The sequence below is a fragment of the Cellulomonas sp. Root485 genome (genome assembly GCF_001426705.1).
Classification (GTDB): domain Bacteria; phylum Actinomycetota; class Actinomycetes; order Actinomycetales; family Cellulomonadaceae; genus Cellulomonas.
The window spans coordinates 182,895-202,658 of sequence record NZ_LMFC01000001.1; the positions used below are offsets into that span (position 1 = coordinate 182,895).

Sequence of the window (19,764 nt, forward strand, 5' to 3'; positions counted from 1 at the left end):
TCGGTCACGACGGGGGAGCGGTCGACTCCCGGATCATCAGCTCGGGCGTGACGGTCACGCGGTGCACCGCCCGAGCGGGCTCGCCCAGCCGCCCGACCAGCAGCTCGACCGCGGTCCGGCCGATCGAGCGTCGCGGCGGGCGGACGGCCGTCAGCGGCGGGTTGGCCATCCCGGCGACCTCGTCGTCGTACGCCACGACGGACAGCTGCCCCGGCACGCGGATCCCCCGCTCCTCGCAGCGCTCCACCAGGGAGATCGCCTCCGGGTCGGAGTGCACCAGCAGCGCGGTCGTGCCTGCTGCGAGGCACGCGTCGAGGATGCGGTCCACCTCCGTGCGCCAGATCGGGTCGCGGTAGTTCACCATCGACAGGTCGGGTGCGGCATCCAGCCCGAGCTCCTCGCACGCGCCCAGCCAGCCCGTCCGGACCTTGGGCGCCGTGGGGCTGGCCTGCGAGTACGCCAGCCCGATGCGACGGTGGCCCAGGGACGCGAGGTGGTGCACGGCGATGCTCGCGCCCAGGGCGTGGTCGGACACGACGGACTCCATCGGCGCGCCGTGCGGCGGGATCGTCGCGGTGCGCTCCAGCAGGACCACGGGGACGTCGAGGCCGGCCAGCCGGGCCAGCAGCGCGTCGCCGCCCGGCCCGGACAGGTTGGGTGCGATGAGCAGGCCGTCGACGCCGACGGTCTCGACCAGGCCCGTGACCTGTCGCTCGTCGTCCTCCACCTGGTACGACGAGCCCCGCAGCACGAGCCGGACCCCCAGCCGCGCGGCGGCCTCGCGCGCACCCTGGAGCACGCCGGGGTAGTAGTAGTCGAGCGACGGGACGACCATGCCGAGCGTCGCGACAGCAGGGGTCTCCTCGTCGCCGCCCGGTGGAGCCAGCAGCGTCGCGCCGCCGTGCACCCGGCGCACCAAGCCCTCGTTGGCCAGCTGGGTGATGTCGCGGCGGACCGTCACGGGGGTGACGCCGAGCGCGGAGGCGATGTCGCTGACGCGGACCGTGCCCTCGCGACGGAGCACGTCGAGGAGCTGGTCGCGCCGGGTCACGGGCAGGGAGGTCATCGGGCCACCTCGATCGTCACGACGAGGGAGCCCCGCCCGGCGGAGTCGTCGACGGCCAGCTCCAGGCGCGTGAGGTGGTCGCCCCACACGTCGGAGAGCATCGGGTCGTCCAGCGGCCGGACGGTCAGCGACGAGGTCACCGTGGCAGGGTCCCAGGTCAGGCGGGTCGCGCGCGCGCCATCGAGCGGGTGGATCGTGACGAGGCCCGGGGCGGTGGCCTGCACGGACCCCGCGAGCATCCAGTGCACGACGGTGCCGGTCCCGCCCGGGGTCACCTCCCAGTCGTCCGCCACGAGCACGCGGGAGCCGGGCCGGTCGAGGGTGACCGTCCGGGTCCAGCGGGTCAGCTCCTCGGTCGGGTAGGCCGCCGTGAGGTCGAGCTGCATCCGGTCCGCGTCCCCCGGCGCCTGCGCGGCCCGGAACTCCTGACCGTGGTGCTGCGGGGTGCCGCGGACCTCGGGCGCGGAGTGCCACGAGCTCTGCATCGTCCAGAGGTCGTACCGGTCCGGGCCGAACGTCTGCGCGGTGTACGTGGGGCGGCCCGGGTCGACGACGACCGGAACCCCGTCCACGGCCACGACGACGGACCCGAGGTCGTTGTGGTTGTGCGACTCGCCGTTGTGCCCGCCCTTGAGCGCGACGGCCAGCCCCTGCGACGACCCCGCTGTCTCACGCAGGAGGCCGACCTCCGTGCTCGGGAACCAGACGTGCGCCGGGAGGGGGGACTGCGGGGCGCTCGCCGGCCACGCGTCGTAGGCCAGCGCCTCCAGCGTGCGGCCGATGCCGCCGCGCTCGGGCAGGTCGGAGCGGGCGTGCTCGGCGGCGGCGTGCGCGGCGGCGGCGGACGAGCCGGTGCGCAGCGCCCAGGAGTGCAGGACGTGCCACGGGAGGTCGGTCGACGGCGTCGCGGTGCCGTCGCCGACGCCGAGGTACCACGCGCCGCCGAGGTGCATCGTGTGCGGGTAGTCGACCATGGCCCGCACGACCGGCCACGTCGAGGCGTCCTCGCCGGTCGCGTGCTCCAGCAGGGTCAGCGCCTCGAGCGCGCGGCAGGCACCCTGCCACCAGTACGAGTAGCCCTCGTCGATCGCGCCGTCGGCCGGCAGGGACGCCAGGTAGTCGCCGAGGCCCGTGGCCACCCGCGCCACGACCGCGTCGCGCTCCGGCGGCTCGAGCAGGACCACGGCCGCGGTCAGGACGTTCGCGTGGATCCAGGCGGTCCAGTTGCTCAGCGGCGGGACCAGCCAGCCCCAGTCGTCACGCGTGACGAACGGGTCGAGCACGCGCGTGCGCACCTCGTGCCGGATGCGGCGACGCACGCCGGGGACGCGGGCGTCGAGCTGGTCGCCCAGCACGTGGTCGATCCACGCGAGCCGTGCGGCCACCTCGCCCGCGCCCAGGTCGAGCACGGGCTCGGTGACCACGGGGACGACCGTGCCCAGCGCGGCCGCCGCGACATCGTGTGCGGGCCAGCACCAGGAGCTCTGCTCGCACAGGAGCGTCGCGCCGTCCGCCACCTCGTCGACCCATACCGGGTCGTCCGTGACGAGCGCCGCGACCACCGCGCGGGTCAGCCGGTCCTCGCGACCGAACACCCGTGCCTCGTACTCGACCCGGTCGCCGTCGCGCCGGTACCGGGCGTACTGGCTGGCCAGGGGCTGGGGCCACGGTGTGCCGAGCTCGGTCCGTGCGCGCGCAAGGAGCCCGCGGTCGTCGACGGACGCCCAGAATGTGCGATCGGTCGGCAGGGGAAGTCCTGCACGCACGGCTGTCGACATGGGCCCTCGTTTCGGATCGGCGATGATCGAAAATGATCGTAACTCATCGGGGAAGCGCTTGACGAAGATCGTTTGTGTGCGTTTAACTCCTCCTCGCCGGGTCGAACCGATCAAAGACGACATCGACCCGGGCGCGACTTCGATGAGGAAGGACGACGCGTGACGCATCCCAGCACCTCCGCAGCCGCGCGGCCCCACGTCCTGCTGCTCATGAGCGAGGGCACCTTCGACCTCCAGTTCCACACGGAGCAGGTCGACCGGCTGCGCGAGCTGGCCGAGGTGGGTGAGCCGCTGCGGCTCGACGACCTGGACGGCGAAGACGGTCGCACGCAGCTGGCCGAGGCCGACGTGATCGTCACCTCGTGGGGTGCACCACCGATCACCCCGGCGCACCTCGCCGCCGCACCTCGGCTGCGGGCCATCCTGCACGCCGCCGGCACCGTGCGCGGCCTGGTGCCGGACGAGGCGTGGGCGCGGGGGATCGTCGTGACCTCCGCCGCCGACGAGAACGCGCGACCGGTGGCCGAGTACACGCTCGCGGCGATCATCCTGGCCGGCAAGCGGGCACCGTTCCTCGCCGCCGAGGCCCGGACCCGTCGCGACCGCTGGTCGTTCGCCGACGAGCGCGGCGACCTCAGCAACCGGGGCCGGACCATCGGCATCGTCGGCTGGTCCCGGATCGGGCGCCGCACGGTCGAGCTGCTCGACGTCCTGGAGACCGACGGTGTGCTCGTCGCGGACCCCACGATCACCGCGGACGACCTGCTGGGCACCGGCGCGCAGCTGGTGGACCTGCCCGAGCTGCTGCGCCGCAGCGACATCGTCAGCCTGCACGCCCCGGCACTCCCGGAGACGCGTCACCTCATCGGTGCCGAGGAGCTGGCCCTGATGCCCGACGGCGCGACCCTGATCAACACGGCCCGTGGCGTGCTCGTCGACACCGCCGCCCTGGAGTGCGAGGCGTCCAGCGGGCGGCTGTTCGCGGTCCTCGACGTCACCGACCCGGAGCCTCTGCCACCCACGTCGGTCCTCTACGACCTGCCCAACGTCATGCTCACCCCGCACATCGCCGGCTCGCTGGGCTCCGAGGCGCGGCGCATGAGCGACCACACCCTCGACGAGCTGGAGCGGCTGATCCTCGGGCGGCCGGTCCTGGCACCGGTCACCCGCGAGCACCTGGTGGTGGGCGCATGACCGCGCGCCAGATCCGCACCCGCGAGCAGTGGGCGGCGCTGGCCGACGAGATGCTGCTGGCGGTCCGCCCGTACGCCTCTCCGAGCCATGCCCTGATCACCCTGCCCGGCGCGCCCGGCGGTTACGGCACCGCGGTCGACGGGCTCGAGGGCTTCGCGCGGACGTTCCTGCTGGCGGGGTTCCGGCTCGCCGGGGAGCGCGGCGCCGACCCCCTCAACCTCGCGGAGCACTACGCAGCCGGCCTGGCGGCGGGCACCGACCCGTCGTCGCCCGAGCGCTGGGTGCGGCCGGAGGAGCACGGTCAGGCGAAGGTCGAGGCCGCGTCGCTCGCGCTCATCCTCGACCTGACGCGCCCGTGGCTCTGGGACGGTCTCGATGCCGGCGTGCAGGAACGCGTCGTCGACTACCTCTCGTCCGTCGTCGGCGACCGCGGGTACCCGCGCAACAACTGGCTCTGGTTCCGGATCGTCGTCGAGACGTTCCTGAGGTCGGTGGGCGGACCGTGGTCGGCCGAGGACCTCGAGGAGGACCTCGCGCTGCACGAGTCGTTCGCGCGCGCCGACGGCTGGTTCTCCGACGGCGACCAGCGCTCCTACGACCACTACGTCGGCTGGGCGATGCACCTGTACCCGGTGCTGTGGGCGCGGATGCAGGGGGCTTCCCTGACGCCGGAGCGACAGGCCCGGGACGTCGCGCGTCTCGACCGGTACCTGCAGGACGCCATCCGCCTGGTCGGCGCCGACGGCAGCCCGCTCCTCCAGGGCCGCAGCCTGACCTACCGGTTCGCGGCGGCGGCCCCCTACTGGGCGGGCGCGATCGCCGGCGTGCCCAGCACGTCGCCCGGGCAGCTGCGCCGGGCCGCGTCGAGCATCGTCACGCACTTCGTGCAGCACGGCGCCCCGGACGAGGACGGCCTGCTGACCCTCGGGTGGCACGGGCCGTGGCGGCCGCTCGCGCAGAGCTACTCCGGCACCGGGTCACCGTACTGGGCGGCCAAGGGGATGCTCGGGCTCGCGCTGCCGGCCGACCACCCGGTGTGGACCGCCGCCGAGGAGCCGCTGCCGGTGGAGGTCGCGGACGACCTCGTCGCCGTCGCGGCGCCCGGCTGGATCGTCAGCGGGACCCACGACGACGGCATCGTGCGCGTGGTCAACCACGGCACCGACCACGCGTTCGAGGGCTCGCTCGACGGTGACTCGCCCCTGTACGCCCGGCTCGGCTACTCCACGGCGACCGCGCCTCTGCTCGATGAGGAGGCCTGGGCCGAGCCGTTCGACCAGGCCGTCGTGCTGGTCGACGCCGACGGGCGATCCACCCACCGGTCCGGGATGACCCTGCTGACCTGCGAGGTCGTCGACGGTGTCGGCACCGCCGCCTCCCGCAGCGAGGCGCACCGCGTCGACGTGGACCCGTCGGTCCAGACCCACGGCTCCGGTCTCGTCGGCACCTCCGTCGTCGTCGGCACCCTCACCATCGTGTCCGTCGTGCGCGGGGCCTGGGAGGTCCGGGCCGTCTGCGTCGACGACGCCGACCCGGGTCTCACGGTCCGCAGCGCGGGCTGGCCCGTGTCGGGCGAACCGGCCGTCCTGACGCACGGCGTGCGCGGCGACGGGCTGACCTCGTTGCTCGTCGCCGACGGGCTCGACACCGAGGTCCGGCTGGACAAGGACGCCAGCCCGCTCGGCACCTGGACCGCGACCCCCTGGGTCTCCACCCCGGTGGTCGCCGGCAGCTGGTGGGTCACCGCCGTCTGCCTCGCGCAGCACCCGACCGCCCCCCCGACCGCTGCCGTCCTCGGGCAGCAGCTGACCGTGACGTGGGCCGACGCCCGCGTGACCACCTGCACGTTGCCCCACCAGCAGTAGCACGCGGGCGACGGCGCCCGGCGTGATGACGACCCAAGAGGAGAGCACCATGAACAGGAAGGCCCTGGCCGCCATCGGCGCCGCCGCGGCTCTCTCGCTGACGCTCGCCGCGTGCGGCAGCAGCAGCGGGGACGCCCCGGAGGACGAGGCCACCGAGTCCGGACCGGTCGAGCTGTCGGTCGCCGTCTGGAGCATGGACCAGACGCCCGAGTTCCAGGCCCTCTTCGACGCGTTCGAGGCGGCCTACCCGGACATCACGATCAAGCCGGTCGACATCCTCGCGGACGACTACCCCGAGAAGGTCACGACGATGCTGGCCGGTGGCGACACCACCGACGTCCTGACGATGAAGACCCTCACGGACTACTCGCGCTACGCCGGCCGCGGTCAGCTCGAGGACGTCACGGACCTGGTCACCGACTACCCGGACGGCAAGCTGGCCGGTACCGACGGCTACGACCAGGACGGCAAGTTCTTCGCGGTCCCGTACCGGCAGGACTTCTGGGTCCTCTACTACAACAAGACGCTGTTCGACGCGGCCGGCCTCGACTACCCCGACCACGTCACGTGGGACGAGTACGCCGACCTCGCGCAGAAGCTCACGGGCACCGACGCGGCGGGGCAGAAGGTCTACGGCACGTACAACCACATCTGGCGCTCGGTCACGCAGGCCGCGGCCCAGGCGCAGAACGAGGGCGCCGACCTGCTCAGCGGGGACTACGGGTTCCTCAAGGACCAGTACGACCTCAACGTCGGCCTCCAGAAGGACGGCTACGCGCTCGACTACTCGACGGCCAAGACCCAGCAGGTCAGCTACCGCACGATGTTCGAGACGCAGGCCACCGCGATGATGCCGATGGGCACCTGGTACATCTCCGGGATCCTGCAGGCCAAGAAGGACGGCAAGTCCACCGTCGAGTGGGGCATCGCGCCGATGCCGCAGGTGGACGACGTCGACCAGACCACGACGTTCGGCGGACCCACCGCGTTCGCGGTGAACAAGGCGTCGAAGCACAAGGACGCCGCCAAGACGTTCCTGGCGTTCGCCGCATCGCTCGAGGGTGCCAAGGCGATCTCCGCGATCGGCGTCGTCCCCGCGCTGCAGAGCGACGACGTCACGGCGGCGTACTTCGCGCTGGACGGCATGCCCACGGACGAGCTGTCCAAGGAGGCGTTCGCGCCGGACGACGTGGCCCTCGAGATCGCCCCGTCGGACATCACGGCCGACGTCGACGTGATCCTCAACGAGGAGCACGACCTGATCATGGTCGGCGAGAAGTCGGTCGACCAGGGCATCGCGGACATGGAGAGCCGCGTCAAGCAGGACGTCCTCGACTAGCAGTCGTTCGCGCGGGCCGGCTCCTTCCCGGGCCGGCCCGCGCGGATCGGCGAAGGAGCACCATGGCCATCACCGCAGCGCCACCGACGGCGCCGACAGCGACGTCGGCGGGGTCCGGCACGACCGGGCGGCAGTCCCGCCGCAACACCCTCATCGGCATCAGCTTCATCCTGCCGAACTTCCTCGGGTTCGCCCTGCTCACGCTCGTCCCCGTGGTGGCCGCCTTCGGGCTGGCGTTCATGGAGTGGGACTCCTACAACCCCGCCGAGTTCGTGGGTCTGGACAACTTCCAGAAGATGTTCGGCAACGACACGTTCTGGATCGCGCTGCGCAACACCCTGTACTACGGCATCGGCCACGTCCCGCTCACGCTGCTGTGCTCGCTGGGCCTCGCCCTCGTGCTCAACCGCAAGCTCCGCGGGGTGCGGTTCTTCCGGACGGCCGCGTTCTTCCCGTACGTCACCTCGATGGTGGCCGTCGCCGTGGTCTGGAACATGCTGTTCAACCCGACGATGGGGCCGGTCAACCAGCTCCTGACCACCCTGGGCGTCGCGAACCCGCCCGGGTGGACGTCGAGCACCGACTGGGCCATGCCCGCCGTCATCATCACGAGCGTCTGGCGGGACATGGGCTACTACATGATCCTGTTCCTCGCCGGTCTGCAGACCATCCCCGTCGAGTACTACGAGGCCGCGCGCGTCGACGGCGCCAACGCGTGGCAGCGGTTCTGGCACATCACGCTGCCGACCCTGCGACCCACCACGTTCCTCGTCCTGATCCTGCTGACCGTCGGCTCGTTCAAGGTCTTCGACCTCATCGTCGTCATGACCGACGGCGGCCCCGGCCGAGCCACCCTCGTCCTCTCGCAGCTGATCTACCGCGAAGGCATCGCACAAGGCGAGTTCGGGTACGCGTCGGCCATCTCCCTGGTGCTCTTCGTCATCGTGCTCCTGGTCACGGTGCTGCAGTTCCGTCTCGGTGAGCGGAAGGACCGCTGATGAGCGTCGTCGAAGCCCCCATCGCCACCGTCTCGCTGGACCCGCCGGACGTGCCGTCGCCCGGTCCGGAGCGCCACCCGGTGCGGACCGCCGTCATGTACGTGCTGATCACCGTCATCGCGCTCGGCGTGCTCGTGCCGTTCGTGTGGATGGTCTCCTCGTCGCTGAAGAACAACAACGAGGTCTTCACCGTCCCGACGCAGTGGATCCCGCGCGACTTCCAGTGGCACAACTACGTGGACATCTGGTCGCGCATCCCGATGACCACCTACCTGCGCAACTCGCTGTTCCTGTCGCTCGTCATCACGTTCCTGCAGGTGCTCACCGGCTCGTTCGCGGCGTACGGGTTCTCCAAGGTGCGCTGGCGCGGCCGCGACGCCCTGTTCGTCGCCTACATCGCGACCATCGCCGTGCCGTGGCAGGCGTACATGGTGCCGCAGTACGTGATGCTGCAGAAGGCCGGCCTGGTCAACACGTTCTGGTCGCTGATCCTGCTCCAGGCGTTCGGCGCGTTCGGGGTGTTCCTGCTGCGGCAGTACTACCTGACCATCCCCGACGAGCTCTGCGAGGCAGCCCGCATCGACGGCCTGTCCGAGTACGGCATCTACCGGCGGATCATCCTTCCGCTGTCCAAGCCGGCGCTCGCCAGCCTCGCGCTGCTCACGTTCGTCGCCACCTGGAACGACTACATGGGGCCGTTCATCTACCTGACCAGCAACGAGCTGTGGACCGTGCAGCTGGGGCTCAAGTCGTTCGTCGGCCTCTTCGACGGCGACTACGCGATGATCATGACCGGCTCGGTGATCTCCGTCGTGCCGATCCTGGTGATCTTCCTGCTCGGGCAGAAGTACTTCATCCAGGGCATCGCGACGAGCGGGCTGAAGGGATGAGCACCCTGTCCGTGACCACCTACGAGCGCGGCTTCCGTGGCCTGTGGACGGCGCTCGTCGTGAACCTGCTGCTGGCCGTGGCGTGCGCGCCGCTGCTGCTCGCGCTCGTGCTGGTCGACGACCCGTTGGCGTCGCTCCCCTTCTTCGCGGTGCTGTCGTGCCTGTGCGGGCCGGCGATCGTGGGCGCGTTCGGCTCGTTCGCCGCCGACGACCGTCCGGCCGCGGCGTTCGTGGCGGCGTACCGGCGCGGGTTCCTGCGCGCTCTGCTGCTCTGGGCGGGTGGGGCCGCGGTCCTCGGAGTGCTCGCCGTCAACGTCGCCGGTGCGCTCTCCGGCGACGTCGCGTTCGCCCGGCCGCTCCTGCCGATGTTCGTGGTCCTGGCGGTGCTCGTCGTCGCGGTGCTGCCGTACGCCCTGGTCGGCGCACCCCTGCGGGTGGCGGCCGTGGTGGCGCTGCGGCGCTGGTACCTGTCCGCGCTCAATGTCCTCGTGCTCGCCGTCCTGGTGACGGTCCTGCTGGTCAAGCCCGGCATCGGGGTCCTGATCGCGTGCGCCCCGCTTCTCTATGTGGTGTGGTCGAACGCCAGGTACGCCCTGACACCGCAGGAGGACCGATGACCCACGCGCTCGTGCTCGCCGGACACGGCCGCTACCAGGACCCGTGGCACGACAACGCCGCGATAGCCCATCGCGTGGCGCAGCTGCTGGCCGACGACGCGATCGACGTGACGATCCGGGGGACCCTGCCCGACGCGCTCGACGACATCGAGCCCGACCTGCTGGTGGTCGCGTCCGGCCGTGGCAGGCCCGACGCCGACTTCGACGGGACCGACGAGGACTGGCTGCCGTTCCACGCGCGGCTCTCCGCGCTCGTGGCATCCGGCGTCCCCGTGCTCGGTCTGCACCAGGCGACCAACACGTTCCTCGACGCACCGTCGTGGGGCCCGCTGCTCGGCGGCCGGTGGATCGAGGGCACCACCTGGCACCCCCCGCTCGGCGACGTGACGTTCCGGGTGGTCGCCTCGGACCACCCCGCCGTCGCGGGTCTGTCCGAGATCTCCGTGCAGGACGAGCAGTACCTCTCGCTCGACGTGTCCCCGGACGTGGAGGTCCTCGTCGTCGCCGACCACGAGGGGACCGCGCACCCCGTCGTCTGGGTCGCCCCCGGACCGGGCCGGATCGTCTACGACGCCCTCGGGCACGACGTCCGCTCCTACCGGTCCCCGTCGCGCGTCGACCTGTTCCGCCGCGAGGTCCGCTGGCTGCTGAGCCGCTGACACCGCAGGGTCGCACCGGCCAGGAGCAGGCCCCACACCAGGAACCAGGGCTCCCACAGGAACAGCCGCCACGTGAGCGCCCGCTCGGACAGGGGTTCGTCGAGCTCGACCACGCCCGCCGCCACGAGGGCGACCGACCCCGTCTGGAGCGCGCCGTAGAGCACCAGCACGCCGGCGCCGAGCCAGCCCAGGATCAGGAGGGGTCGCTGCGGCAGGTGACGACCCCACGGCTGGACCAGCGCCAGCGCGAGGACGCCGCCCATCACCTTCAGCACGAGGGCGACGGCGTTCGCGGCCAGCAGCGCCGGGTCGCCGGCCCGAGCCATCCGCTCGATGGCGCCTCCGAGGGTGTCCAGGCCCACCGTGCTCCCCAGGGCCCACGCGAGGCTGACACCCGCGAAGGCGAAGGCCACCACGACAGCCCCCCACGCCACCCAGCGCGGTGGGACCCAGCGGTCGGACGGCGCCTCCATGACGGATCACGCTAGCCCGCGGCCGCCCGACGGGATGCTGTCCGTTGTGCCCCTCTCAGGTCCTCGCCAGGATGGGTCGATGACCACCGTCCCCGAGCGCGCCCCGTTGCGGGTCATGACGTACAACGTCAAGGGCCTGCAGCTGTCCCGGCCCGACGTCGTCGCCGTGGTGCGCGCGGCCGCACCGGACGTGCTCGGCGTGCAGGAGCCGCCGCGTGGACTCCTCGGCTGGTTCCAGACGTGGCGGTTCGCGCGCGACGTGGGGATGAGCGCCGTGGTGAACGGTCGTGGCGCCCGCACGACCGCCCTCCTCGTCGCGCGTGGCCGGTCGGTGACCGGCGCGTCCGCGGTGAAGCTGCCGAACCTGTCCGGCCGGACCGCCCGCGGTGTCGCCGTCGCGACCGTCGACGGCGTCCGGTTCGTCGTCGTGCACCTGTCGCTGGTCCGTGACGAGCGCGCCGCCCACCTGTCGGACCTCCTGGTCCACCACGTGCCGAGGATGCGGACCGTCGTGCTCGGCGACCTCAACGAGCCGCCCGGCGGGCCCACCTGGACGACTCTCACCACCGTGCTGGTCGACGTCGACCCGATGGGTGACCCGACGTTCCCCGCGATCGAGCCGCGGCAGCGCATCGACGCGATCCTGCGGTCCCCGGACCTGGCGACGGGGACCGCCCGGGTGCCGTCCGGCCAGCCCGCCCAGGTCGGCAGCGACCACCGCCCACTCGTCGTGGACCTCCTGCGCTAGGACCCGGACGTCCGCGGATTCGAGCGCCCGGACGACCGGATGTGCGGACGCTGTCGGCTTGATCAAGCGTGGGGCGGGGATGATGGCGGGGTGGCTCTCGACATCACGCCCGGTGCGCCCTTGACCGATCCCGCACTCGTCGCGGCGCTGCGTGACGACCTGGCGGCTGCGGGGTACGGCGTCGCCGGGGTCGAGGAGGTGCTGGGGGCGGTTGCCGCCGACGCGCTGCACCGGGAGGAGCCCGTGCCGGCCCTGCGCGCGACGGGGGCGGCGGCCGACGACGTGGTCGCCGCGCTCGTCCGCACCTTCCTGCTCGGTGTCGCCGTCCCGCGGCGGACCCTGGAGCGAGCGTTGCCCACGCTGGGGATCGACGGAGCGGAGCGGCTCGGCCTGGTCGAGACCGACGGCGACCAGGTGCGTGCCCGCGTCGACCTGCGTCCGTACACCGCGGTCGACGGGGGCGGCGAGGTCGACTGGTGGATCGCCTCCGACCTCGGCGAGCTCGCCACCGGCCAGGCGCTGCGGACCGACCACGTGCTGGGCGTCGGCGGGGCGTCCACGACGCTCGCGCAGGTCACCGTGCGCGACGACCGCGACCACGTGCTCGACCTCGGCACCGGCTGCGGGATCCAGGCGCTGCACGCGTCCCGGCACTCGCGCCGGGTGGTCGGCACCGACATCTCGCGGCGGGCGCTCGCGTTCGCGCGGTTCAACGCCGCGCTCGCCGGGGTGGGGCTTGATCTCCGCGAGGGGTCGATGCTCGACCCCGTCGCCGACGAGCGCTTCGACCTGGTCGTGAGCAACCCGCCGTTCGTCATCACGCCCCGGACCCCGGGGATGCCGTCGTACGAGTACCGCGACGGTGGCCGTGCCGGGGACGCGATCGTGCGCGAGCTCGTCGAGGGCGTCGGAGCGGTGCTGGCGCCCGGGGGAGTGGCGCAGCTGCTGGGCAACTGGGAGGTGCGGCGCGGCGAGCAGTGGCACGAGCGCGTCGGCTCCTGGCTCGACGCCAGCGGGCTGGACGGGTGGGTGGTCCAGCGCGAGCTGCAGGACCCCGCGCAGTACGCGGAGACGTGGATCCGCGACGGCGGCACCACACCCGACCGTGACCGCGCCGCGTGGGCCGTCCGGTACGGGCAGTGGCTGGACGACTTCGCGTCGCGGGACGTCGAGGGCATCGGGTTCGGCTTCGTCACCTTGCGCAAGCCGCTCGGCGCTCCGACGCTGCGCCGGCTGGAGGAGGTCACCGGGACGGTCCGGCAGCCGCTCGGTCCGGCCCTCGCCGCCTCCCTCGCCGCGCACGACTGGCTCTCCATGAGCGACGACGACCTCGCGGACCAGCGCCTCGTCGTCGCCCCCGACGTGACCGAGGAGCGGTACCTCACGCCCGGCGACCCCGACCCGCAGGTGGTGCTGCTGCGCCAGGGCGGCGGCTTCGGCCGGGCCGTGCAGGCGGGCACGGCGCTCGCGGGGTTCGTCGGCGTCTGCGACGGCGAGCTCACGGTCGGCCAGATCGTCAGCGCCCTCGGCGCGCTGCTGGAGGTCGGCGCCGAGGCGGTCGCCGCGGACGTCCTCCCGTCGGCCCGTGGCCTGATCCGCGACGGCCTGCTGCTCCCCGCGGACTAGCGCCGCAACGTCCGCACTCGAGCGGGCTCGAGCCCGCCGGAGTGCGGACGTTGCCGGGTCAGACGTGCTGACGTCCGCACTCCGAGGGGGAGGGGCCCTCAGGAGTGCGGACGTCAGCGGGTGGACGCGCGTCGGTCCGTCAGCGGATCTCGACGTCGTCGATCACGTGGGCTCCTGCGTTGAAGTACAGGTTCACCTTCTTCACGTCGGCCAGCTGCACCCCGCACTCGGCGCTCAGCGTGGCCAGGTCGACCAGCACGTCCGACGTCGGGGCGGAGATCCACCCCACCTGCGCGGTCTCGCACCAGGTCCACGACGACCCCAGCTGCAGGGCGGCCTTGGTGTCGAAGCCCGTGGTGGACACCACGTCGAACCGCAGCTCGGTGCGCCCGGTCCAGTCACCGACCGACGGGCCGAACCCGAACCAGCCGCCGTCGGGAGCAGCCGCGTCGATCGTCAGCGTCCCCCCGGTGCCGGTGGCCGTGCCCTCACCGATGGGCCCCCAGCCCTGGGCGCCGTCCGTGAAGTCCGTCAGCACGACGGGCTCCAGCGGGCTCGGCCGGTGGTCGAACCGGTCGAGGTACCCGGCGAAGTCACCGCGCGTGACGACCTTGAGCACGCCGAACTTGTACGCCGACGTCGGCACGATGATGCCGGTCTCGGTCGCCCACGCGATGGCCTTGCCGTACGGGTGCCATGACGGGACGTCGCTGAACGCCTCCGGCGCGGCAGGCTCGGGCGACCCCGCCAGCCGCCAGAGCAGCTCCGCCGCCGACGAGCGGTCGAGCGGCGCCTTGGGCAGGAACAGCGGGATCGTCGTGTCGACCAGCTTCTCGTGCGCCAGCCACTCGATCTCGTCGTAGAAGGCATGCTTCCTGGGCACGTCGCGGAACGTCGGCTTCGGCGCCGTGGGGACGAAGGTGGCCTCCGAGTAGCGGTAGAGCAGCGACGCCACGGCCTCGCGGGTCTCCGGCTTGGTCGGGCGGAACGTGCCGTCCTGGTAGCCGTCGTCGAGGCCCTGGTCGTGCAGCCAGATGATGCTGTCGAAGTTCAGCGAGCCCGGCAGGACGTCGGAGAACACCGGCGGCGGCTCGACCCCCGGCAGGGCGGCGATGTCGTCGACCACGATGCTTCCCGACGGGTCGCCGGTGCCGTCGTCGGCCGCGTTGACGTAGATGTTGAACTGCGAGATCGCCTTCAGGTCCGCGTCGCTGATGCGGCGGTTGGCGTTGGCCGTGTCCCACGGGGCCGGTCGCCAGTCGATGAACGGGAAGGTCACCACACCGGGCTCGGTGCCCGCCAGGGACGGGTACGCCTCGTAGGAGACGCCGCCGGCCACGAGCTGGAGCACCATCTTGTTGCCCGAGCCGTCGGGCTTGATCCACAGCGCGAGCTCGTTGAAGTCGGACCAGTCGCCGCTGATCTGCTTCCCGAACCCGGTGTACGTCTGCGTGGCGAAGTCGTAGTCCATCCGCAGCGCCTTCGACGAACCGCTCGTGTCCAGCGAGAGCGTGTTGGCGCCGTAGGAGACGTACTCGGCCCGCAGCGCGGTGTCGTCGCCGTAGCCCTCGTAGTCGTCGACGACGCCCGGTCCGAACGTCGGTCGCGGCCCGAGGACCACGGACGAGCTCTCGGTGAGCACCTCGACGCCGTCGGCGACCACGTGCACCGTGAGCGTCCGCGTGCTGTTGTCCAGCTGCGCCGCGGGGATGTCCCACGGAGCGGACCACCACAGGCCGTCACCGGGGGCGAGCTCGATCTCGGTGTCGCCGACGGTGGCGTAGACGCGGTCCGCGGCGACGTTCTGGACGGTGGCGCGGATCGTCGTCGGTGACGTGGCGACCCGGGCGCTGTCCGCCGGGGAGGCGATGTGCAGCACCGGGCCGGCGGGCGTCGTGTCCACCGCACGGTCGAACGCGCCCGTGACCTCGCTCGCGAACAGCGTGTACGGGTCGGCCGCGTAGTCCTGGAAGTCGGGCAGCAGGGCGTCACCGGTCACGGGCACGTAGTGCTGGCCGGCGTCGAAGTTGGCCCACGTCTCCATGTACGCGTTGCGGCTGGCCTTCGGGTCGGCCTTGATGGCGGCCAGGACCTTGGTGAACCACTGCTCCGGGCTGGAGCCGGTGCTGCCGACGCCGTTGGTCACGCCGAACTCGGTGAACGCGGAGACCTTGCCCTTGGCGTCGGCCAGGTCGGCGATCATGCCGAGGTCCTTGACCAGACCGTCGAGGAACGCGGCCGAGCCGGTGTTGTCGTACGCGTCGAGGCCGAAGACGTCGACGAACTCGTCACCCGGGTAGGTGCGCAGGTACGTGTCGGCGTTCCCGCCGAACCCGCTGCCCGGGCCGAACGCGTACAGGAAGTTGGAGACGCCCTTGATGTCGCGCAGGTACTCGACCGTGTAGCGGAAGAGCTCCTTGTACTCGCCGGGGGAGCCGAACGCGGCACCCCACCAGAACCAGGAGCCGGCGTTCTCGTGGTACGGCCGGAAGATGATCGGGATGAGGTTGCCCTCGGCGTCGCGGGCGCCGTCGGCCGCGGCGGCGATGTTGTCCAGGTACGCGTTCAGGTCCGCGTTCTTCGCGCCGCCGGGCAGGACCGCGCGCAGCGTGTCGCCCGTGGTGTCGTAGAAGCTGCCGCCGGTGACGAAGTTCTCCATGTGCGCGGACAGCGTGTTGATGCCGCCGAGGCCGTGCGCCTTGGCGATGTAGTCGTCGAGCGCCGCGATGTTCTGCGCGGTCGAGTTGCTCGCGGAGCCCGGGGCCTCGTCGCCCTGCAGGATCAGCGTGTCCCAGCCGAAGACAGCCGGGAAGTCGCCAGTCATGTTCTTGACGTCGGACTTCGTGCCGTCCGCACCGGTCACGGTCAGGCCGTAGGACGTCGTGTGCTGGTGGCCGAACAGGATGCCCTCGCCGCGGATGTCGTCGAGGTAGGAGAACAGCGACCGGGTCGCCGGGCTGGCACCTGGGTCGACGATGGTGACGGTCTCGGCCGCCTGGGCCGCGGGCAGTGCCACGAGCCCGCTGAGCGCCGCAGCGGTGATCCCCGCAGTCAGAGCACGCGCGAGATGACGGTTCTTCATTGAACCTCCTGGGTGGTCTCGAACCGCACAGACCGGACGGTCGCGGACGAGGCGGAGCAGAGTTAGTCAAGTTACCAAAGAAAGGGTCGAACCGGACAGACCCGAAACGTTTGGGGTGCTGGCTCGCCGCCCGGGGTCGAACAAGCCATGAGTGACTCCAATCGACCCCGTGGCGGCACCCATGGCTTGCTCGACCTGTGGAGCCGGCTGCCGACTCACAGGTGAGCCACAGGTCAGTGCTACGGGCGGCCCAGCGCCCGTCCCTACGTTCGGCCCAGGTCATCCGGCCGGGTCGACGTGAGGGAGAACATGCAGCACGTATGGAGGCGGACGACGCCGCTGACGAGGACGGTCACCGCCGTGGTCCTCGTCGCGCTCGTGGTCGCGGGCATCTGGTGGTTCGGGATCCGGGACGCGTCGGCGGCGTCGGCCGAGTCGGTCACGCGGACCGTCGCGGCGAGCCTGACGACGATGCAGAAGTCGGTCAGCGGCAGCGGGACGCTGACCCCGTCGGTGCACCAGGACGTGAGCTTCGAGGTCACCGGCACGGTCAACGCCGTCCCGGTGGCGGTCGGTCAGACGGTCACGGTCGGGCAGCCGCTGGCAACGGTCGACACCCTGCAGCTCACCGCGGACCTGCTCCAGGCCAAGGCCACGCTGGCGGACGCACAGGCGAAGCTGGCCGACGCGTCCGGCAGCGCGCAGGTCGCGGCCGCGCAGGCGCAGGTCGACGTCGCCCGGTCGGGCGTGGACACCGCACAGTCGGCGATGGACGGCGCCACCCTGACGGCACCGGTGGCCGGTCTGCTCACCGCCGTGAACGTCGAGGTGGGCGACGCTGTCGGGAGCAGCGCCGGACCGTCCGCGTCCGGCGAGACCGAGGCGCAGTTCACCATCGTCGGCACCGACGCCTGGCAGGTCGAGGTCACGGTCTCCGACGCGGACGTCGCGCTCGTCGAGGTCGGCGACCAGGCGGAGGTCACGCTCGACGGTGCCACGGAGCCCGTCTTCGGCACCATCAGCGCGATCGGCCTGCTGTCCACCAGCGACACCGGCGTCGCGGCCTACCCCGTGACCGTCGCGGTCACGGGCGACCAGGAGGGCCTGCACGACGGGGTCGCCGCCGAGGTCGAGCTGGTCTACGAGCGCCGCACCGACGTCCTGACCGTGCCCAGCCTCGCGGTCACCACCGCTGCCGACGGCACCACGACCGTGCAGCAGACGGACGCCGACGGCGAGCTCGTCGACGTCCCGGTCACCACCGGCGAGACGTCCGGGAACGTCACGGAGATCACGGAGGGGCTGGCCGAGGGGGACGAGGTGGTGCTCGCGGTCTTCACGCCCGGCACCGGCGGCACCGGCCGGCAGAACCAGGGCACCTTCCCCGAGGGTGGGTTCCAGGGCGTTCCCCCCGACGGGGGCACCGGTCCGGTCCTGCAGCAGGGTGGTCCGACGAATGGCTGAGCTCACGATGCCGCTCGTCGAGAGGCGCACCGACTCCGTCATCGACCTCGTCGGTGTCACCAAGACCTACACGTCCGGCAGCCTCGAGTTCGAGGCCCTGCGCGGTGTCGACCTGCGGATCGAGCCCGGCGAGTACGTCGCGGTCATGGGTCCGTCGGGCTCGGGCAAGTCGACGCTGATGAACATCCTCGGCTGCCTGGACACCCTGACCCGCGGCTCGTACCACCTGGCCGGCGAGGACGTGGGGGAGCTCGACGAGATCGACCTCGCCGACATCCGCAACCGCCGCATCGGCTTCGTGTTCCAGCAGTTCCACCTGCTGCCGTCGCTCTCGGCGTGGCGCAACGTCGAGCTCCCGCTCGTCTACGGGCGGGTGCCGACCGCGGTCCGGCGCGACCGTGCGGTGGCCGCGCTCGACCGGGTCGGCCTGGCCGACCGGCTCGACAACCGCCCCGGTGAGCTGTCCGGTGGCCAGCAGCAGCGCGTCGCGGTGGCCCGGGCCCTCGTCGGCGAACCCGCCTTGCTCCTCGCCGACGAGCCCACCGGCAACCTCGACTCGACCTCCACGCAGGACGTCCTGGCGCTGTTCGACGAGCTGCACACGCAGGGCCGCACGATCGTCCTGATCACGCACGAGGCCGACGTCGCCGCCCGCGCGGACCGCATCGTGCGGGTGCACGACGGCCTGATCGTCTCGGACGGTGCCCGATGACCTGGACCGAGACCCTGCGCACGGGCTGGTCGGCCGTCACGTCGCACGCGATGCGGTCGATCCTCACGGTGCTCGGCATCCTCATCGGCATCGCCGCGGTGATCCTCACGGTCGGCCTGGGGCTGGGCACGCAGAAGGACGTGAGCGCGCAGATCAGCCAGCTGGGCAGCGACCTGCTCATCGTCCGGCCGGGCAGCAGCACCAGCACTGAGGGCGTCCGCGGCGGCTTCGGCTCGCGCACCACGCTGACGACGGCCGACGCGGAGGCGCTCGACTCGTCGGTGAACGCACCCGACATCGGGAAGGTCGCCGCCGAGAAGACATCGTCGGCCTCGCTGGAGGCCAACGACACCAACTGGACCACGAGCGTCGTCGGCACGAGCACGGACTGGCTCGACGTCCGCGGCCGCACGCTCGCGTCCGGCGAGTTCTTCACGGCCGACGACGAGGCGTCCCGCGCGGCGGTCGTCGTGCTCGGGCCGTCCACCGCCGAGGAGCTGTTCGGGTCCACCCGCGTGGTGGGCCAGACCGTGACCGTCGGCGACACCGACCTGCGCGTCGTCGGCGTCCTGGAGGCCGAGGGTGCGTCCGGCGAGAGCGACCTCGACGACCTCGCGGTCATCCCGATGTCGACCGCGGCGGACACCCTCGTCGGCGGCCAGGACCGCAACGCCGTCTCGACGATCTACCTGCAGGCCGCGTCGTCGGACCAGCTCACCGCCGCCTACCAGGAGGCGCAGGCGCTGCTGCTCAACCTGCACGGCATCACCGACGCCGACAGCGCCGACTTCACCATCAACAGCCAGGACGCCCTGGTCTCCACGGCGACCGCGGTCTACAAGACCCTGACCGTCCTGCTCACCGGCATCGCGGCCCTGTCGCTGCTGGTCGGCGGGATCGGGGTCATGAACATCATGCTCGTCTCGGTCACCGAGCGGACGCGCGAGATCGGTCTGCGCAAGGCGCTCGGCGCCCCGCCGTGGGCCGTCCGCCGGCAGTTCCTGGTCGAGGCCGGTGTGCTCGGCCTGGCCGGCGGCGTGCTGGGCGCGGTGCTCGGGATCGTCGCTGCGCAGGTCCTGCCCGGCCTGCTCGACACGTCCGTCGTCGTCTCCGGTGCGGCCGTCGCCGGGTCCGTCGTCGTCGCGATGGGCATCGGCCTGGTGTTCGGCGTCTACCCCGCCACGCGCGCCGCGCGACTGGCCCCCATCGACGCGCTGCGCGCGGAGTAACCCCCTCCCAGCAAGGAGTCACCC

The 19,764-nt window shown here is 72.0% G+C and carries 16 protein-coding genes; 12 read left to right on the plus strand and 4 right to left on the minus strand.

What is annotated here, in order from left to right:
* Nucleotides 1–4 precede the first annotated feature (4 nt).
* Both ASD16_RS00880 and ASD16_RS00885 read right to left on the minus strand, forming a co-directional pair.
* Nucleotides 5–1,066: a substrate-binding domain-containing protein gene (locus ASD16_RS00880; RefSeq protein WP_055911907.1), complete on the minus strand. Its 1,062-nt coding sequence runs from the start codon at nucleotides 1,064–1,066 to the stop codon at nucleotides 5–7.
* Entirely contained in the window at nucleotides 1,063–2,844 is a 1,782-nt protein-coding gene (locus tag ASD16_RS00885) for a heparinase II/III family protein (RefSeq protein ID WP_055911909.1), read from the minus strand. Before ASD16_RS00885 ends, ASD16_RS00880 begins: the two co-directional genes overlap by 4 nt.
* Nucleotides 2,845–3,003: 159 nt before the next feature.
* On the opposite strand from ASD16_RS00885, the gene ASD16_RS00890 reads away from it, so the two are divergent.
* The 7 genes from ASD16_RS00890 (at nucleotide 3,004) to ASD16_RS00920 (ending at nucleotide 10,406) form a co-directional block, all read left to right on the plus strand.
* Nucleotides 3,004–4,038: a hydroxyacid dehydrogenase gene (locus ASD16_RS00890; protein WP_235523060.1), complete on the plus strand. Its 1,035-nt coding sequence runs from the start codon at nucleotides 3,004–3,006 to the stop codon at nucleotides 4,036–4,038.
* Nucleotides 4,035–5,903 (plus strand): DUF2264 domain-containing protein, encoded by a 1,869-nt coding sequence (locus ASD16_RS00895; RefSeq protein WP_055911911.1) that lies wholly within the window; start codon nucleotides 4,035–4,037, stop codon nucleotides 5,901–5,903. Before ASD16_RS00890 ends, ASD16_RS00895 begins: the two co-directional genes overlap by 4 nt.
* 49 nt (nucleotides 5,904–5,952) lie before the next feature.
* Nucleotides 5,953–7,242: a sugar ABC transporter substrate-binding protein gene (locus ASD16_RS00900; RefSeq protein WP_055911913.1), complete on the plus strand. Its 1,290-nt coding sequence runs from the start codon at nucleotides 5,953–5,955 to the stop codon at nucleotides 7,240–7,242.
* 62 nt (nucleotides 7,243–7,304) lie between these two features.
* Entirely contained in the window at nucleotides 7,305–8,240 is a 936-nt protein-coding gene (locus ASD16_RS00905) for a carbohydrate ABC transporter permease (protein WP_055911915.1), read from the plus strand.
* 95 nt (nucleotides 8,241–8,335) lie between these two features.
* Nucleotides 8,336–9,130, plus strand: coding sequence for a carbohydrate ABC transporter permease (locus tag ASD16_RS00910; protein ID WP_235523183.1), 795 nt, complete (start codon nucleotides 8,336–8,338; stop codon nucleotides 9,128–9,130).
* Nucleotides 9,127–9,747 (plus strand): hypothetical protein, encoded by a 621-nt coding sequence (locus ASD16_RS00915; protein WP_055911919.1) that lies wholly within the window; start codon nucleotides 9,127–9,129, stop codon nucleotides 9,745–9,747. The genes ASD16_RS00910 and ASD16_RS00915 overlap by 4 nt, the downstream gene beginning before the upstream one ends.
* A complete protein-coding gene (locus ASD16_RS00920; RefSeq protein WP_055911921.1) occupies nucleotides 9,744–10,406 on the plus strand; it encodes a ThuA domain-containing protein in 663 nt (220 codons plus the stop codon). The genes ASD16_RS00915 and ASD16_RS00920 overlap by 4 nt, the downstream gene beginning before the upstream one ends.
* Here ASD16_RS00920 and ASD16_RS00925 read toward each other — a convergent pair.
* Nucleotides 10,343–10,879, minus strand: coding sequence for a DUF3995 domain-containing protein (locus ASD16_RS00925; RefSeq protein ID WP_055911922.1), 537 nt, complete (start codon nucleotides 10,877–10,879; stop codon nucleotides 10,343–10,345). The genes ASD16_RS00920 and ASD16_RS00925 overlap by 64 nt on opposite strands.
* Before the next feature lie 79 nt (nucleotides 10,880–10,958).
* Between ASD16_RS00925 and ASD16_RS00930 the strand changes: the two genes are divergently transcribed.
* Both ASD16_RS00930 and ASD16_RS00935 read left to right on the plus strand, forming a co-directional pair.
* Nucleotides 10,959–11,627, plus strand: coding sequence for an endonuclease/exonuclease/phosphatase family protein (locus ASD16_RS00930; RefSeq protein ID WP_055911924.1), 669 nt, complete (start codon nucleotides 10,959–10,961; stop codon nucleotides 11,625–11,627).
* Between the two features lie 90 nt (nucleotides 11,628–11,717).
* Entirely contained in the window at nucleotides 11,718–13,253 is a 1,536-nt protein-coding gene (locus ASD16_RS00935; RefSeq protein WP_235523061.1) for a methyltransferase, read from the plus strand.
* Nucleotides 13,254–13,392: 139 nt separating this feature from the next.
* Here ASD16_RS00935 and ASD16_RS00940 read toward each other — a convergent pair whose 3' ends face one another.
* A complete protein-coding gene (locus tag ASD16_RS00940; protein WP_055911926.1) occupies nucleotides 13,393–16,335 on the minus strand; it encodes a glycosyl hydrolase in 2,943 nt (980 codons plus the stop codon).
* Between the two features lie 309 nt (nucleotides 16,336–16,644).
* On the opposite strand from ASD16_RS00940, the gene ASD16_RS00945 reads away from it, so the two are divergent.
* The 3 genes from ASD16_RS00945 to ASD16_RS00955 are packed head-to-tail and all read left to right on the plus strand — an operon-like array spanning nucleotide 16,645 to nucleotide 19,740.
* Nucleotides 16,645–17,799: an efflux RND transporter periplasmic adaptor subunit gene (locus tag ASD16_RS00945; RefSeq protein ID WP_055911928.1), complete on the plus strand. Its 1,155-nt coding sequence runs from the start codon at nucleotides 16,645–16,647 to the stop codon at nucleotides 17,797–17,799.
* Nucleotides 17,792–18,511: an ABC transporter ATP-binding protein gene (locus ASD16_RS00950; protein WP_055911930.1), complete on the plus strand. Its 720-nt coding sequence runs from the start codon at nucleotides 17,792–17,794 to the stop codon at nucleotides 18,509–18,511. The genes ASD16_RS00945 and ASD16_RS00950 overlap by 8 nt, the downstream gene beginning before the upstream one ends.
* Nucleotides 18,508–19,740 (plus strand): ABC transporter permease, encoded by a 1,233-nt coding sequence (locus ASD16_RS00955; protein WP_055911931.1) that lies wholly within the window; start codon nucleotides 18,508–18,510, stop codon nucleotides 19,738–19,740. The genes ASD16_RS00950 and ASD16_RS00955 overlap by 4 nt, the downstream gene beginning before the upstream one ends.
* Nucleotides 19,741–19,764: the final 24 nt, after the last annotated feature.